We start from the raw sequence: 15,595 nt of genomic DNA, 5'->3' as shown, positions 1-15,595 counted from the left end.
TGCCTGGGGGCATCCTCCGCCCTTCAGAATGTCGCGCGCTTAGAAGTTTTTCAGGCTTGCGTGGCAGGATATTTCCATGCCCCGACCCCACCGCGAGATCCCGTCCCAGCGCCTGGCCGTCGCGCGCACCAGTCTGCCCGGCGCTGCCCCGAAACCGCAACGCTCCAAGTGGTGGGCGGTCGGCATCACCCTTGCCGGCTGGGCACTCCTGGCATATCCGGCATTCCTGCTGGCCATGCTTCTGTTGATCATTGTGAGCGACTCCTCCGGCGGCGCAGAGGCGGCCCAATCAATTGCCGTCGGCTCAGCCGGATTCCTGATGGTTGCGGCCATGGCCACATTCCCGCCGCTGCTCGGTTTCGCCGTGAAGACGCGACGCCGGGCGCTCTGGATCTGGGCCATCACCACCGGGGCGCTGTCGCTGGCCGCATTCGCCTACGTGCTGTTCGGCTGGATCATCCCGTTCGCATAGGGACCCCGGCACCGGTGGTCGAGCCTGTCGAGACCCCGGAACCGATGGTCGAGCCTGTCGAGACCCCGGAACCGATGGTCGAGCCTGTCGAGACCCCGGAACCGATGGTCGAGCCTGTCGAGACCCCGGAACCGATGGTCGAGCCTGTCGAGACCCCGGCACCGGCGGTCGAGCCTGTCGAGACCCCGGCACCGGTGGTCGAGCCTGTCGAGACCCCGGCACCGGTGGTCAAGCCTGTCGAGACCCCGGCACCGGTGGTCGAGCCTGTCGAGACCCTGGCACCACTTAACTCAAACGTGCTTTATGAACGTCACTGTGTCCTGGTCCAGACGCGTGCGCATGACCTCGATCGCCTCGGGGTTCTGGTCAACCATGACGAATCGGCGCTCCAGCTCCAACGCGGCGGCGCCCGTGGTTCCGCTGCCGCCGAAGAAGTCCAGGACCCAGTCGCCGGGCTCGGTGCTCGCCTGGATGATGCGGCGCAGGATGCCGAGTGGTTTCTGGGTGGGGTAGCCGGTTTTTTCCTTGCCCATGGGAGACACGATCGTGTGCCACCAGGTGTCGGTGGGCAGCTTGCCGAGCGCCACCTTCTCGGGTGTGACCAGGCCGGGTGCCATGTACGGCTCGCGGTCCACTTCCTCGCTGTTGAAGTAGTACGTCTTGGGGTTCTTGACGTAGACAAGGATGTTGTCGTGCTTGGCCGGCCACTTCTTTTTGGCCCGGGCGCCGTAGTCGTAGGCCCAGATGATCTCGTTCAGGAAGCATTCGCGGCCGAACAACGCATCGAGCAACACCTTGGCGTAGTGGACCTCGCGGTAGTCAAGGTGCACGTAGAGGGTGCCGTCGTCGGCGAGCAGGCGCCATGCTTCCTCGAGGCGAGGTTCCAGAAACTCCCAGTAGTCACCGAACGAGTCGTTGTAGCTGAGCGTGAGGCCCTTGATGGTCTCGTAGCTGCGGCCCTGGAACCCCACGCGGGAACCGGTCTCGCTGCGCACGTTCGTCATGTTCTGGCGGGCTTGGACCTTGCCAGTGTTGAAAGGCGGGTCAATGTAGATCAGCCGGAAGCTTTCATCCGGGAGCGTGCGCAGGAAGCTGAGGTTGTCCCCCTCTGCCACCAGGTTGCCGCCATCCGGCTGCCAGGCTGCGGCCGGGGCAGCGCTCAGGGGGGCATCGCCCGCGTCCAGTGTCATGCTCCAAGGTTAACGGGGCGGCTGGCAAGCGACTAAACCAACCGCCCCTGCGCGCTTAGATGTCGGCGCGCAGCACGTCCTTGGTGGCGTGGTTGTAGTGGAAGGTGACGGGTCCGCCGTCGTGCGAGAACTCGTGGTTGGCGCCGTCGGCAATGCCAAACGCGCCGTAGTTTTCATCCCACGACCCGTTCACCACGGCCTTGTAGCTGTACTGCCCGGCGGGGAGGTCGGCCGTGAGCTTCCAGGTGCCGAGCGTGGAATCGAGCTGCATCTGGACATTGCCGTGGCTGTGGTCCCAGTCTTCGAGGGCGCCCAGAAGCGTGCCGAAGTCACCGGCGAGGGCAACGGTTGCCGGCTGCTCCCCCAGCACGACGGCGGGAGCTTCCGCCCCAGCCTTGGCCGCGGCCTTGGCGGTGCTCGCCTTGGCGGCAGTCTTCTTCGCAGCGGGCTTCTTGGCGGGGGCCTTCTTGGCCGCAGGCTTCTTGGCCGGATTGTCGGCAGGCTTTTCGGGCAGCGGCGTCTCTGCCGGAATCAAGGTTCCGTTGCTGAGGGCATCGGCAAGGGTGTCCACGGTGTTGAAGGCGACGGTGGCGCGGAGTCCATTGTCGGTGATTTCCCAGCCGGCCCGGCCCTTGGTGATCCAGCCGGCCTTGACCAGGTCTGCAGTGGCCTTGGTGAGGTTCTTGTGCCCGCGGGGAATGCCTCCGGAGAGGAGCTCGGACTCTTCCTTGGTGAACGGGACACGCTTGGCAGCTTCCGCCAGGACTTCGCCCCCGTTTGGCTTCTCATCCAGCCACGACCCCGCGGCCATGATGTCCAGAACTTCCTTGAGCCGACGGTTGGTGTTGTCTCGAATGGTCACAGTGGTCCTCCTGTAGCAGCGGGTACGGATCCACTGTGGCATGCGGGATTGTTACTGCGCAGTACGTGACGAACCGCGCAGGTTGTATACGCCAATTGACCGAGCCCCCGATGACCGCACGGATTGGGCCTTCAAGAGGTATCAACTGCTAGCCTGGTCGATTATGACAAGTCACGATTCGAACCCCAAACCCAAGAAGCGCATCAATGTTGTAGGGGCTGTTTTAGTGGACGGCGAAACTATTCTTGCTGCAAAACGTGGAAAGTCCATGTCTCTCCCTGGCATGTGGGAGTTTCCCGGCGGCAAGATCGAAGTTGGGGAATCCCCACAAGACGCCCTCCGCAGGGAGCTCAAAGAGGAGCTCCTGTGCACCGCAGAGATCGGTGATCATCTCGAGACTACTGAATACGAGTACGACTTCGGCATTGTCATCCTGACCACCTATTTTTGTCACCTGATTGAGGGCGTCCCGCAGCTGACAGAGCACGAAGACATCCGATGGGTTCCTGTACCCGACCTTCCCACGCTGGAATGGGCACCCGCTGATATTCCCGCCGTCGACCGGCTTGTAAGGGAACACGGCCAATGAGTTTCAGTTTGGCCGGTGGCGTGCGGGCTGACACCGCTTTTGGCTTCATTGACTCGGCTACCGAATCCAAACAGTTGTTCCACCCAGTCCTCATCTCAAACGAAGATGAGAACACCATGCTGCGTGCCATCCGTCAGGAACTGCAGCGCTCCGAACACTTCGTCGTCTCAGTGGCATTTGTGACAACTGGAGCCATCGCACTGTTGAAGCAGGCATTGCTGGACTTCCAGGGCTCCGGTGTCATAGTCACCTCGACGTACCTGGACTTCAATTCCCCAGAAATGTTCCGGGAACTGCTCACACTCAACAACGTTGACGTGTACATCCACCCTGGATCGCCTGGCGGATTTCACGCCAAGGGATACGTCTTTAGTCAAACAGACGCGACCACGGCAATCGTCGGGAGTTCGAACCTCACTTCCAAAGCCCTACTCAAGAACCTGGAATGGAATCTCCGGTTCTCGGCACTCCCCGGCGGCGACATCGTTGAGCAACTCCACGGTGCCATTAGGCGCCAAATCGACACCTCACAAACACTCACGGAATCATGGATTGATACATACGAAGAATCGTATGTTCAAAACTCGCAGACCCTTGCAGAGGACCACCCAACTGCGCTGGAACCCGATGTAAAACTCGGCCTACAAAAGATTTTTCCCAACACCATGCAAATGGAGGCCCTGGAGGCAATCAGCGAGGTTCGTGAGACTGGGGAACGCCGTGCCGTGGTCATCTCTGCAACAGGCACCGGTAAAACCATCCTCGCTGCCCTCGATGTTCGCGCAGTCAATCCGCAGCGAATGCTCTTTGTCGTCCACCGTGAGCAGATCCTGGACCGGGCCATGGAAGAATTTCAGCGAGTCCTTGGCGTCGACGAAACCCAGTTTGGAAAGTTCGTTGGGGCCAGACGCGAAATAGACCGGCAATACGTCTTCGCAACGATCCAGTCTCTGTCCAAGCCGGAGACCCTGGAAAGCATCAACAAGGATCATTTCGACTACATCTTGATTGACGAGGTCCACCGGGCCGGCGCCGACAGCTATCGTCGAATGATTGACTGGTTTCGCCCAAATTTCTTGTTGGGTCTGACTGCCACGCCAGAACGAACTGATGAGTTCAATGTGTTCGACCTATTCGACTACAACGTCCCCTACGAAATTCGGTTGCAGGCGGCGCTCGAAGCAGAGATGCTCGTACCGTTCCACTATTACGGCGTAACCGACTATGTGGAAGCGGACGGCACAACTGTCGATGAGACTTCCAACCTTTCGCGGCTTGTGGCACCTGAAAGAGTTGCATATTTGATCCAAGCCATCAAGACCTATGGTCATGTCGGTCCAACCCGTGGATTAATGTTCTGCAGTCGCCGCGATGAAGCGCACGAACTGTCCCGTCTACTGAACGAATACTTCGTCAATGGCGCCAAATTGCGCACACAAGTCCTGACGGGCAAAGACTCGGTCGAATTCCGAAACGAAACGGTCGAACGCCTGGAAGCAGGCGGTCTCGACTACATCCTGACAGTCGACATCTTCAATGAAGGCATCGACATTCCATCGGTCAACCAAGTGGTCATGCTGCGGCAAACACAATCAAGCATCATCTTCACACAGCAATTGGGACGTGGTCTCCGCAAAGCACCTGGCAAAGACCATCTTCGCGTTATCGACTTCATAGGAAACTACGCAAACAACTTTCTCATTCCTATTGCCTTGGTTGGCGACAGCTCGCTCAACAAGGATGTAATCCGCAAGAAGTTGATAAACGCTGACCAAGCCGGCACGATTTCCGGGCTTTCCAGCGTTAACTTCGACAAAGTTTCGCGGGATCGGGTACTTCAGTCGCTGGCCATCACATCATTGGACAGCATGGCCAATCTCAAGTCTGCCTTCGTTGCCCTCAAGCATCGGCTGGGACGCCCACCCATGCTGCACGACTTTGCCCGGTTCGACAGCGCCGATCCCGTAGTGGTTGCCACTAAAAGTAAGAACTACTGGATCCTCCAGAACAAGTTCAAAGAGGAAGCCACACTTCCCACAGAACCTGAAGCGGCGCTCCTAAACTTCCTGTCTTCAGAGCTTCTGAACGGCAAGCGCGCACACGAGCTATTGCTGCTTGAACACCTGATCCGAACCGCACACATCAGTCGCGACGACTATCGAGATCTTCTGCACTCGAAGGGTTGCACCCACGATGACGCGACCATTGATTCGGTCCAGCGCATCATGTCCCTCGAATTCTTCACGGCAGCTGAACGAAGCAAGTACGGTGCGGGACCCGTCGTTGTGACCGAAAACGGCGTCTTCAGCTTGTCTGATAGCGCCCGCTCATTGCTTCGAGGATCGAAGAAGCTCAGAACACACATCGACGACTTGGTGTCCACGGGCTTGTACCTTTCCCGCCACCGCTACCATCCATCAGGCCGCCTGCAAATTGGCAAAATGTACTCCCGCAAGGATGTTTGCCGACTCCTGAACTGGAAAGCCAACGAATACAGCACCATGTATGGCTACAAGGTAGACGCATTCTCCCAGACCTGCCCGATCTTCGTTACCTACCACAAAGCCGATCACGTTACCGAGAGCACCAAGTACGAAGACGAATTTGTGGATGCTTCAACTCTCAAGTGGTTCACGAGGAGCAAACGCACGCTTAAGAGCGGAGAAGTTCGTTCCATCGTCGACGGCGAGGTTCCACTACACGTATTCGTCAAGAAAGACGATGCAGAAGGATCCGACTTCTACTATCTAGGTCAGGCCGGCTCCAGGGATGCGGTGCAAACCACGATGTTAGGTGATGGCGGCAAGGAACTGGACGTCGTCACAATGAGTCTGGATTTCGTGAGTCCCATCGAAGACGGACTCTTTGAGTACATCGCCGCAGCACTCTAGGCTTTATGCGAGTACTTGATATCGATGCCATTAAGGAACAGCATGACGACAGCTACAGATGCGAAGTACGCGACGAGGTCTGTAAAGACGGTTCGCGGACTGGAATCAAGGATCAGGACCAAGCTGGAGAACGAGGGCTGGGAATTCGTATCTCAGACCCAAGGGAAAGTGAGGTCGGAGCTGATATTCCGGCGCCGGAAACCAGAGATCCCGTGGAAACTGGTCGGCATCGGCGGTGGACTACTTGCACTCTTGGCCATCATGATCACCATCATCACTGCACTCGGGGGCGGTGACAGCTCGGGCAATGCTGCAGAGCCCGTACCGACGCAATCTGCAACCCAAGCCGTGGTACCTGAAGCAGCTACGCCATCAGCTGTGCTGCCTGAAGCAGCCACGCCATCAGCCGCGTCAACAATTGTCTCCCCCAAAATCACAACCATTACAGTCGATGACCTGCTGGACAAACTCAACTCCGCCAAGTTGGGCGGGATCAAGAACGGGGACCAGTTTCAACTGACTGGCGAACTGTTCATGTCCGACCTTTGGACGACCGGCGTGACCGGAGAGTTCTCAGTATTGCTAAAGGCTCAAGGGGGAGCCCAGGATCTTAGAGTGTTCGTTGACAAGTCTGAGACCTCCGAGTGGCGCGACGGCACGAAGGTCCATATGGTGCTGGAGAGCGGTGAAGCGACGATCAACGGCGAGACTACAGATGGCTGGCTCCGAGCCGTGTCTGTGGAGACGATCCCGTAACCCACGCGATCTCATCCGTGTCGTGGCCAAGTTGATTGGCGACTTGGTGACCGAGGTTGTTGTCATTGGCGACAAGTCACTCAACCAGGGCAACATCACTGTGCGGATGAACGGCAAGGATTACAAGGTCAAGCCCACCAAGCCGGGCCACAAGACCAAGCCATTCTCGCCGAGCTAAAGCTGCGAGCATGTAGCCGCCGCAGAAGCGGCTGAAGGCCGGACCCGCCATGAACGTGGCGGGTCCGGCTCTTCCTTTTGCCGATCGGGTCTCGACAGGCTCGACCACCGACTGTCAGGTCTAGACGGGCTCGACCACCGGAGTGTCGGGTCTCGACGGGCTCGACCACCGAACCTTGTCAAGTTGTGACAAGCGAAAGTTTTGTAAGTCGCGGCATTCCTGCCCTTTCGGATCATCTCCCAGCACGGCGTAGACATCCGATGTTAGCCATGCCAAAATTGGCTTCGTGTCGCGCGGGTCACACTAGATCCGCACAATATGCAGTACAGACACCAGACCAATGCAGCTCAGGAGTTTCCATGTCCTTCGCATCACCCAGCCGCCGCAACTTCCTCAAGCTTGGAGGAGCGCTGGCCCTCACGCCCCTCGCCACACAGATCATTGCCCGGTCCGCCTCCGCTGCACCGCTGCAGCCCACGGCCGTCCTTGCACCCCACCCCGCCTTGTCCACCCACGCGCTCTGGTACCAGCAGCCTGCCACGGTCTGGGAATCCGGGGCACTGCCCGTGGGCAACGGCCGCCTCGGCGCCATGTTCTACGGCGACCCCACCCGCGACCGGATCCAGTTCAACGAAGAGAGCCTCTGGGGCGGCGTCAACAACTACGACAACGCCCTGGCCGGCCAGCCCGACGGCGCCTACGACACCAGCGTCACCGGCTTCGGTTCCTACCGGAACTTCGGCAACGTGGTGGTCACCCTCGGCGAACAGGCCGCCCCGCCCGTGGTCACCGCCCCCGGGGGCCCCTACAAGATCTGGGGCGCCGAGGACGTTGACGCCTCCGTGGACAACAACACGGGCACCAAGTGGTGCATCGACGGCCCGCCCTCCACGGTGACGTGGCAGATGAAGCTGTCCACCGCCGTCGTGGTTTCCCGGTACACCCTCACCAGCGCCAACGACGTCCCCGCCCGAGACCCCCAGAAATGGACGTTCTCCGGTTCACAGGACGGGACCACCTGGACCGCTTTGGACAGCCGCGAACAGGGCCCGTTCGAGAACCGCAAGCAGGCCAAGGAATTCACCGCCGCCAACACCACCGCGTACCCCTTCTACAAGTTCGATTTCTCCCCCAAGGCCGGCGTCAGCCACTTCCAGGTCTCGGAGATCTCGCTGGGCGGCGTCAGCATGGGCGCACAGTCGGCCCTGTACGTCTCCTCCCCCACCGGCCATTCCGACGGCGACGGCACGGGCAGCGACATCCTGCGCACCCTGGACGGCTCCGCTGCAACCGCCTGGGTGGCACCCAAGGCGGGTGACGGCGTCGTATGGCAGGCAGATCTGGGCAAGGCCGTGGCCCTGACCTCCTACGCATTGACCTCGGCCGCGGACAACGCCGGCGAGGACCCCACCTCATGGGTCCTGGAAGGCTCCAAGGACCGCCGCAACTGGACTGCGCTGGACAGCCGCTCCCCCGGCAAGCCCTTCGCAACGCGCGGCGAAACCGCCAGCTTCCCGCTCCCCGGCGGCTCCTACAGCTCCTACCGCCTCACCCTGCGCGGACCCTCCACACGCCTGCGCATCGCCGAAGTGGTCCTGCTGGGCAACGGCTTCGATTCCCGTGCAACCTCGGCCGTGGCCGACTACAGGCGCGCACTGGACCCCTCGATCGGCCTCCACCTGACCCAGTTCGGCACCACCGGCAACCGCGTGCTGCGTGAAGGCTTCGCCAGCAAGCTCGCAGACGTGATCGTGCTCCGCTACGAGACCGAACGCCCCGGCGGGCTCAACGGCACCTTGGGCATGACCTCCGGACAGGACGGCGTCACCACCACTGCCGACGCCGCCGCCAAGTCGGTCCGCTTCTCAGGCGAAATGGCCAACAAGCTCAAGCACGCCGCAACCCTGAGCATCGTCGACACCGACGGCAGCGTCACTGGCGAAGGTGCCACCCTGCGCGTCTCCGGCGCCTCCTTCATGACGCTCATCCTGGATGCACGCACCAACTACAAGATGGACGCCGCGGCCGGCTGGCGCAGCACCGATCCCGAACCCCGGATCACCGCCGCCATTGCCGCGGCCGGCCGCCGCAGCTACAAGGAACTGCGCGACGAACACCAGGGCGAGCTTTCCGCACTGATGCAGCGCGTGTCCGTGGATTGGGGCACGACGCCGGATGCGGTCGCCAAGGTGCCCACCGACCTCCGACTGGCAGCCTACGGCGCGGGCCAGGACGACCCGAGCCTGGAACAGACCCTGTTTGCCTACGGCCGCTACCTGCTCCTGGGCTCCTCCCGCCAGGGCGGGCTGCCAGCCAACCTGCAGGGTGTGTGGAACGAAAGCAACACTCCCCCGTGGGCTTCGGACTACCACACCAACATCAACGTCCAGATGAACTACTGGGGCGCGGAAACCACCAACATGTCCGAAAGCCACCTGCCCTTGGTTGAGTACGTGAAGCAGGTCGCCGTGCCCTCGAGGGTTGCCACGCGCAACGCCTTCGGCGCCGAGACCCGCGGCTGGACGGCCCGCACCAGCCAGAGCATCTTCGGCGGCAACTCCTGGGAATGGAACGTTGTCTCCAGCGCCTGGTACGCCCAGCACATCTACGAGCACTGGGCCTTCTCACAGGACGAGAAGTACCTGCGCGAGACCGCGCTGCCCATGATCAAGGAGATCTGCCAGTTCTGGGAAGACCGCCTGGTCGAAGACACCAACGGCAAGCTGGTGTCGCCGAAGGGTTGGTCGCCCGAGCACGGCCCCACCGAAGATGGGGTCATGTACGACCAGCAGATCATTTGGGACCTGTTCCAGAACTACATTGACCTGGAGGACGCCGCCCAGTCCGACCCCTCCTACCGGGCCACGGTCAAGGACATGCAGTCACGCCTGGCCCCGAACAAGATCGGCAAGTGGGGCCAGCTGCAGGAATGGCAGACGGACCGGGATGATCCCAACGACATCCACCGCCACACCTCGCACCTGTTCGCCGTGTACCCGGGACGCCAGATCAACCTGAAGGAAAACCCCGAGCTGGCAGCCGCGGCCCTGGTGTCTTTGAAGGCCCGATGCGGCGAGCGCGAAGGCGTGCCGTTCACGGAGGCCTCGGTGTCCGGCGACAGCCGCCGCTCGTGGACCTGGCCGTGGCGCGTTGGCCTGTTCGCCCGCTTGGGTGATGCCGAGCGTGCCCAGTACATGCTCCGCGGACTGCTGCGTTTCAACACCATGCCCAACATGTTCACCACCCACACGCCGTTCCAGATTGACGGCAACCTGGGCATCACCGGCGGCGTGGCGGAAATGCTCATCCAGAGCCACACGGGCAAGATCGAGCTGCTGCCCGCCCTGCCCGCTGGCTGGAAGGACGGCTCCTTCAAGGGCCTGCGCGCCCGCGGCGGCTACGAGCTGAACTGCACCTGGAAGGACGGGAAAGTCACGTCCGTTGAGGTCATCGGCGACAAGTCCCCCAACCAGGGCAACATCACCGTGGCCATGAACGGCAAGGATTACAAGGTCAAGCCCACCAAGCCGGGCCACAAGACCAAGCCGTTCTCACCGAGCTAGCGGTTGGGGGGACACTGATCCCCTGCTTGAACTGACGGGCCGGGCCTGCCACGCAAGTGGCAAGCCCGGCCCGTTAGCGTCCCACCTCAACGCCGCATCACCTCCTGCGCCTTTTCGGCCAACGCCGCATCACCTTGGGAGCGGGTTGCCAGCCCGTGCCCCTATTGTTGGGAGTGTCCCCGTCCGGGGTCTTGCCCAGAGCCTTGGAGGCCCGCACATGACGATGAATTCAGGCACCGCCAGCGGAATCGTGTTGATTGGCGACTTCGTCAATGTGGATGCGGCCGGCAAGGTCAACATTGTGGGCGGCGGCATCCAGTTCCTGGGCGGCGACCCCGAAACCGGGATGACGGCCCCGTTTGCCGTCTTCGTGAATGTCACGGTGAGCATCCCCGTTTTCGAGGACACCTCCGGCGCGGTGGAAGTGCTCCTGGTCGACACCGACGGGCAACCGGTAATAGTGCCCAGCCCCGACGGCGAGAACACCATGCGCTTCAGCCAGGACGTGGACTTCCGCCCCGTGTCCGGCCCCAACGATCAGCAGCCGCCCATCGGCTTCCCTGGCAGTTCCAACATTGTGCTGAACTTCCCCGGCGGGCTGCCACTGCCAATCGGCGCCACCTACGAATGGGTCGTCATGCTGGACGGCGCCCGGATTGCGGCCGCCACATTCTTCGTTCCGGGGGCTTCCTAGCAACCCCACGTGACTGTGTCAGTTGCCGCCGAGCTTCCCGGCGAGGCGGCGGCGCATCTCGGTGCTGGCCTGGTTGAGGCCCACGATTTCCACATCCTTGCCGTGGCGGCGGTACTTGTCGGTGATGGCGTCGAGGGTGGCGCTGGTGGAGGCGTCCCAGAGGTGGGAGCTGCGCATGTCGATGACGACCCGTTCGGGGTCCAGCGCGTAGGCGAACTGCGTGTAGAGGTCGTTGGAAGAAGCGAAGAACAGTTCGCCGTTCACCACGTAGGTGGCTACGCCGTCGCCCTCGATGCGCTCCACCGTGACGAAGTGGGCCACGCGGCGGGCGAACATGACCATGGCCAGCACGGTTCCAGTACCCACGCCGATGGCCAGGTTGTTGGTGGCGACCGTGGCGACGACGGTGGCGACCATGACGAATGATTCGCTCTTGGGCAGGGCCTTCAGGGTGCGCGGGCGGATGCTGTGCCAGTCGAACGTGGCCCAGCAGACGAAGATCATGACCGCGACCAGGGCCGCCATGGGGATCAGGGAGACCACGTCGCCGAGCACCACCACGAGCAGAAGCAGGAAGACGCCGGCGCAAAACGTTGAGATCCGGGTGCGGGCGCCTGAGGCCTTGACGTTGATCATGGTCTGGCCGATCATGGCGCAGCCGCCCATGCCGCCGAAGAAACCGGTCACGATGTTCGCCACGCCCTGGCCCCAGGCCTCGCGGGTCTTGCTGGAGCGGGTGTCGGTGATGTCATCCACCAGCTTGGCGGTCATGAGCGATTCGAGCAGGCCCACGAACGCCATGGCCAGCGCAAACGGGAAGATGACCTGGAGCGTTTCGAAGGTCAGCGGCACGTTGGGGACCATCGCCGTCGGCAGCGAATCCGGCAGGGCGCCCTTGTCGCCCACCGTGGGGACAGCAATGTTCGCGAGGACCGCAACGAGCGTCAGGACCACGATCGCCACGAGGGGCGCAGGGACCACCTGGGTGAAGCGGGGCAGGACAAACATGATCAGCAGGGCCGCGGCGACGAGCGGGTAGACCAGCCACGGCACGCCAATGAGCTCGGGCAGCTGCGCGATGAACACCAGGATGGCCAGGGCGTTGACGAAGCCCACCATGACCGATCGGGGGATGAACCGCATGAGCTTTGCAACGCCGGCCAGGGCCAGGATGATCTGCAGGACTCCGGCCAGGATCACGCAGGCAATGAGATAGTCGACGCCGTGCGACCTCACCAAGGGTGCGATGACCAGCGCCACGGCCCCTGTTGCCGCAGAGATCATGGCGGGGCGGCCGCCAGTGAAGGCAATGGTGACTGCCATGGTGAACGCGGCGAAGAGCCCGATCCGGGGGTCAACTCCGGCGATCACGGAGAAGGCGATGGCTTCCGGGATGAGGGCCAGACCCACAACAAGCCCGCCGAGAACCTCGGTCTTGAGCCTGCGCGGGGACTTCAACGCACCCCACACGGACTGGAGCTGTTCAGGTGTTGGGGCCGCCTGCTTTGTTGTCACTGCCATGGCTGGCTCCGTTCCAAGTTGGTCAACCGAACGGGCCTTTCCATGCAGCGGGTGCGCCTGTCCGTGCCCCTTGGCCGGGTGCAATCTCCCGGCCACGGGGCTTCTCCACCTTAACCCAGGGACGTTTCGGCAGGCGGATCCGTCCAACTGTTGGCTACGGCACCAGGCTGGCTTCCGCGTTGGCCAACTGCTTCATTTCGTAGGCGAGGTTCTTGCCGTGCTTCCACAGGACCACGTCCATGATGCGCAGCGCGGAGGCGTCTGCGGCGACGCCGGAGAGTTCCTGGATGGTTGCCAGCCGGTCTTGGAGCATCGTGTCCCCGCTGAGGGCCTGATGCCAGACGGTCCACTGGCGCAGGGAGTTCTCCAGGCCCATGAGTGAACCGCCCACCGAATCGTAGATGGGGATCAGCCGCGGGCGCTTCCGCGCCATGATCTTGCTGGCTGTTGTGGGGCCGATGCCCCAGCGGTCGCTGGTGTCCCCGCGCAGGAGCTGCCACAGCTCCTGCGCGGGGCCGCAATCACCCAGCAGTTCATCGAACTTCTCCTGCGGGAGCGTGCCAAGATCCACGTCTGCCGGCAGTTGTTCCAGCAGTTCCGAGATCCGTTCCTTGTATGTCTCCAGAATTCCTATGGCGGCCGCGGCGGGAATCTCCACCGACAGAAATGTCACGGCAATCAGGTCGTCCGCTGTGATGGTGTTGACGGCCTGGCCGTTGTCCCCGCCGCCGGCCCATGAATCGAAGCGTGCACCTGTCATGGGGGCGCCGTGCCGGTGGATCTGTGTGTAGTAATCCCTGACCAAGCTTGCAGCTTCGTTGATGTGGTGTGCGTCAAGAATTTCCGGAATGCTCATGCTTCAAATCAACCACATGGCCGGAACAAAGTGGCGCTGTGACACAGGCATCCGGTGACAGGCGGGTGAACCTGCCGCCGACCATCCATTCGGTCAGCAGGATGTGGCCACCTTGCACGGCAATGCCGTGGGGGCTGTTGAACACTCCGGGCGGGGTCGAAGCCCTGGTGACGTTGCCGTCGTGGCTGCGTTGGTTGGGCCACCCTTCATCGGCAGTGTTGCGGCCGCTTTGCCCCGCATGGCCGCGGAAGTCGTCGCCGTCGAACATGGCCAGTGCGCCGGAAAGCTCGGTCACGAGCAGGATTCCGTCCAGTTCGGCCAGGCTCGAGGGGCTGCTGAGATGGCCGACGCCGACCACCCGGCGGAAGGCGCCGTCGAGCCCGTAGACCACGATCCTCCGGTTGCCTCGATCGGCAACATAAACCTCCCGCTCTCCCCCGCCCAAACGGATGTGGATGCCGTGCGGGCTGGCAAAGTGCTTGCCCGCCTCGGTGCCGTCCAGGGTGAACCGCAACTGCCCGGCAGCGTCGAAGCAGTGGACCAGGCTGGCACCGTAGCCGTCGCCCACCCAGATGTCGCCTGTCTGTCCGTCCACTGCAACGGTTGTGGGCCGCCAGCCGTTTTCTGCGTAGGCCGGCAGGTCCGGGCAGTGGATTTCCTGGCGGATCGCGCCGTCCATGTCCAGTGCCGCCACGCGGCCCACATTCAGTTCCTCGTGGTAATCGGGCGTGCCGTGGCAGTAGCGTGATCCGTTGTCGGCCACCCACAGGGCTTCCCGGCCCGCCAGCGGCGCCGCGACAATGGCGTGCATTTCCGTCAGCTCGGTGTGGATTTCCTGGGCTTCGCCGCCGGGAAGCACCCGCACCAGCCTGTGGCCCTCCGGATGGGCGAAAACCACCGAACCGTCCTGCAGGGCGGCAATGCCGGAATGCGACCAGCCGGTCCCCTCATAGCCAGCCCAAATGTTGTCCCAGCGGTAGCTCTTGTCCCCGACGGTGAGGTGGTGTCCCGCCTCGAATTCAGTCCCGCCCCGGGGTGCGTCCTGCTTGGCCTGCGTCAAATTGCTGCTCCAGACATTGTTGGTTCCTGCTCTTGCTTGATGAATTGTTTACAAGCCGTCGGCGTAGTGCCAGTGGTCCTGCCAGCGCCAGTCGATGGGCTCGCTGTTGCGTTGGTAGCGGATGTCGGTGGACAGGCGCATGATGCCGTCGGGATCCTCGTTGTCGGTGCCGGCGTGGACGATGTGCGCGGAGTGGACCACGACGTCGCCCGCCTCGTAGTCGGTGACGAGCCAGCGGGTGTCATGCTCCTCCGCCAGGCCGGGCAGGTCCGCCGTAATGGAGGCGGCGGGCTGCTGCAGGCGCCCCTCCCGCTCCTGGGCCAGGACCCAGAGGTGACTTCCCTCCAGATACGCCAGTCCCCCGCGCTCTACGGGGCAGTCCCCCAGCGGGATCCACATGGACAGGACCCGGTCGCTGCCGCCGCGCAAATAAACCAGGTCGTAGTGGGCCTGGGTGGAGGTGCCAATGCCCGTTTCGCCTGCCCTGGTGTGGCGGATGATCTTGCGCTTGTGCAGGTGGATGTCATCCTCGAAGAACCAGCTGAACCAGTCGGCAATGGCCGGCGTGCTGCAGAGGTCCGCATATTCGGCTCCGGGCACAACCGTGTCAAAAAGTGCGCGGCGCATTTCGGCGCGGTCGATGGGCCCGTCCGCGGAGATGCCGAGGGACGGATCCGTGCCGGGCCTGGTCACGTTGGCGTTGGCGAGCGCCGCAAAATAGTAACTGCGAAAGCTGTTGACCAGGTCCGCTGACAGCTGGCCCTTCAGGTACAGGTAGCCGTCGCGGCGAAGCCGGCCCCAGAGCGCATCCTTGTCATGGCGTTCCTCAGTGGGTACCGGTTCGAGGCGGCCGAGGCGGCGCTCGGACTCATCGAGAACATAGCCGTTTGATGTAAGCATTCCACCAGTTTTCCCAATGCCGGCCGTCAAGCCAATGGACTAATTTCAGCCGTTCTTGGACTT

The 15,595-nt window shown here is 62.3% G+C and carries 13 protein-coding genes; 7 read left to right on the top strand and 6 right to left on the bottom strand.

The window, feature by feature from the left end; all coding sequences use genetic code 11:
- The first annotated feature begins 76 nt into the window (after nucleotides 1-76).
- Nucleotides 77-472 (top strand): hypothetical protein, encoded by a 396-nt coding sequence (locus PCK14_RS08655; RefSeq protein WP_269938072.1) that lies wholly within the window; start codon nucleotides 77-79, stop codon nucleotides 470-472.
- 290 nt (nucleotides 473-762) lie between these two features.
- Here the strand turns inward: PCK14_RS08655 and PCK14_RS08650 are convergent, their stop codons facing one another.
- Together PCK14_RS08650 and PCK14_RS08645 are read right to left on the bottom strand one after the other, a co-directional pair.
- Nucleotides 763-1,662 (bottom strand): DNA-methyltransferase, encoded by a 900-nt coding sequence (locus PCK14_RS08650; RefSeq protein ID WP_269938071.1) that lies wholly within the window; start codon nucleotides 1,660-1,662, stop codon nucleotides 763-765.
- Between the two features lie 55 nt (nucleotides 1,663-1,717).
- Entirely contained in the window at nucleotides 1,718-2,524 is an 807-nt protein-coding gene (locus PCK14_RS08645; protein WP_269938070.1) for a pullulanase X25 domain-containing protein, read from the bottom strand.
- A gap of 163 nt (nucleotides 2,525-2,687) precedes the next feature.
- Between PCK14_RS08645 and PCK14_RS08640 the strand changes: the two genes are divergently transcribed.
- From PCK14_RS08640 to PCK14_RS08615, 6 genes are all read left to right on the top strand, one after another.
- The gene (locus PCK14_RS08640; protein ID WP_269938069.1) at nucleotides 2,688-3,113 is read left to right on the top strand and encodes a (deoxy)nucleoside triphosphate pyrophosphohydrolase; all 426 of its coding nucleotides are present in this window, start codon (nucleotides 2,688-2,690) and stop codon (nucleotides 3,111-3,113) included.
- Nucleotides 3,110-6,004: a DUF3427 domain-containing protein gene (locus PCK14_RS08635; protein ID WP_269938068.1), complete on the top strand. Its 2,895-nt coding sequence runs from the start codon at nucleotides 3,110-3,112 to the stop codon at nucleotides 6,002-6,004. The genes PCK14_RS08640 and PCK14_RS08635 overlap by 4 nt, the downstream gene beginning before the upstream one ends.
- 42 nt (nucleotides 6,005-6,046) lie before the next feature.
- Nucleotides 6,047-6,760: a hypothetical protein gene (locus tag PCK14_RS08630; protein WP_269938067.1), complete on the top strand. Its 714-nt coding sequence runs from the start codon at nucleotides 6,047-6,049 to the stop codon at nucleotides 6,758-6,760.
- Nucleotides 6,761-6,782: 22 nt separating this feature from the next.
- Nucleotides 6,783-6,938, top strand: coding sequence for a hypothetical protein (locus PCK14_RS08625; protein WP_269938066.1), 156 nt, complete (start codon nucleotides 6,783-6,785; stop codon nucleotides 6,936-6,938).
- Between the two features lie 359 nt (nucleotides 6,939-7,297).
- A complete protein-coding gene (locus PCK14_RS08620; RefSeq protein ID WP_269938065.1) occupies nucleotides 7,298-10,501 on the top strand; it encodes a glycosyl hydrolase family 95 catalytic domain-containing protein in 3,204 nt (1,067 codons plus the stop codon).
- Nucleotides 10,502-10,718: 217 nt separating this feature from the next.
- A complete protein-coding gene (locus tag PCK14_RS08615) occupies nucleotides 10,719-11,195 on the top strand; it encodes a hypothetical protein (protein ID WP_269938064.1) in 477 nt (158 codons plus the stop codon).
- An 18-nt stretch (nucleotides 11,196-11,213) separates the two neighbouring features.
- On the opposite strand, the gene PCK14_RS08610 is transcribed toward PCK14_RS08615, so the two are convergent.
- From PCK14_RS08610 to PCK14_RS08595, 4 genes are all read right to left on the bottom strand, one after another.
- Nucleotides 11,214-12,716 carry a SulP family inorganic anion transporter gene (locus PCK14_RS08610; protein ID WP_269938063.1) on the bottom strand — a complete coding sequence of 501 codons (1,503 nt, stop codon included), beginning with the start codon at nucleotides 12,714-12,716 and terminating at the stop codon, nucleotides 11,214-11,216.
- A gap of 154 nt (nucleotides 12,717-12,870) precedes the next feature.
- Nucleotides 12,871-13,572, bottom strand: a complete 702-nt coding sequence (locus PCK14_RS08605; protein ID WP_269938062.1) for a DUF6308 family protein — start codon at nucleotides 13,570-13,572, stop codon at nucleotides 12,871-12,873.
- Complete coding sequence (locus PCK14_RS08600; RefSeq protein ID WP_269938061.1) at nucleotides 13,550-14,632, bottom strand: hypothetical protein; 1,083 nt, start codon at nucleotides 14,630-14,632, stop codon at nucleotides 13,550-13,552. The genes PCK14_RS08605 and PCK14_RS08600 overlap by 23 nt, the downstream gene beginning before the upstream one ends.
- A gap of 48 nt (nucleotides 14,633-14,680) precedes the next feature.
- Entirely contained in the window at nucleotides 14,681-15,532 is an 852-nt protein-coding gene (locus PCK14_RS08595) for a phytanoyl-CoA dioxygenase family protein (protein ID WP_269938060.1), read from the bottom strand.
- Between the last annotated feature and the right edge of the window lie 63 nt (nucleotides 15,533-15,595).

It is taken from the genome of Arthrobacter sp. HY1533 (genome assembly GCF_027568515.1).
Taxonomy (GTDB): domain Bacteria; phylum Actinomycetota; class Actinomycetes; order Actinomycetales; family Micrococcaceae; genus Specibacter.
This window is presented reverse-complemented; position numbering and strand designations above follow the sequence as displayed.

Coding starts and splice junctions, on each gene's coding strand:
- PCK14_RS08605 (WP_269938062.1), bottom strand. CDS start 13,572: ATGAGCATTCCGGAAATTCTTGACGCACACCACATCAACGAAGCTGCA.
- PCK14_RS08615 (WP_269938064.1), top strand. CDS start 10,719: ATGACGATGAATTCAGGCACCGCCAGCGGAATCGTGTTGATTGGCGAC.
- PCK14_RS08610 (WP_269938063.1), bottom strand. CDS start 12,716: ATGGCAGTGACAACAAAGCAGGCGGCCCCAACACCTGAACAGCTCCAG.
- PCK14_RS08630 (WP_269938067.1), top strand. CDS start 6,047: ATGACGACAGCTACAGATGCGAAGTACGCGACGAGGTCTGTAAAGACG.
- PCK14_RS08640 (WP_269938069.1), top strand. CDS start 2,688: ATGACAAGTCACGATTCGAACCCCAAACCCAAGAAGCGCATCAATGTT.
- PCK14_RS08650 (WP_269938071.1), bottom strand. CDS start 1,662: ATGACACTGGACGCGGGCGATGCCCCCCTGAGCGCTGCCCCGGCCGCA.
- PCK14_RS08655 (WP_269938072.1), top strand. CDS start 77: ATGCCCCGACCCCACCGCGAGATCCCGTCCCAGCGCCTGGCCGTCGCG.
- PCK14_RS08635 (WP_269938068.1), top strand. CDS start 3,110: ATGAGTTTCAGTTTGGCCGGTGGCGTGCGGGCTGACACCGCTTTTGGC.
- PCK14_RS08595 (WP_269938060.1), bottom strand. CDS start 15,532: ATGCTTACATCAAACGGCTATGTTCTCGATGAGTCCGAGCGCCGCCTC.
- PCK14_RS08620 (WP_269938065.1), top strand. CDS start 7,298: ATGTCCTTCGCATCACCCAGCCGCCGCAACTTCCTCAAGCTTGGAGGA.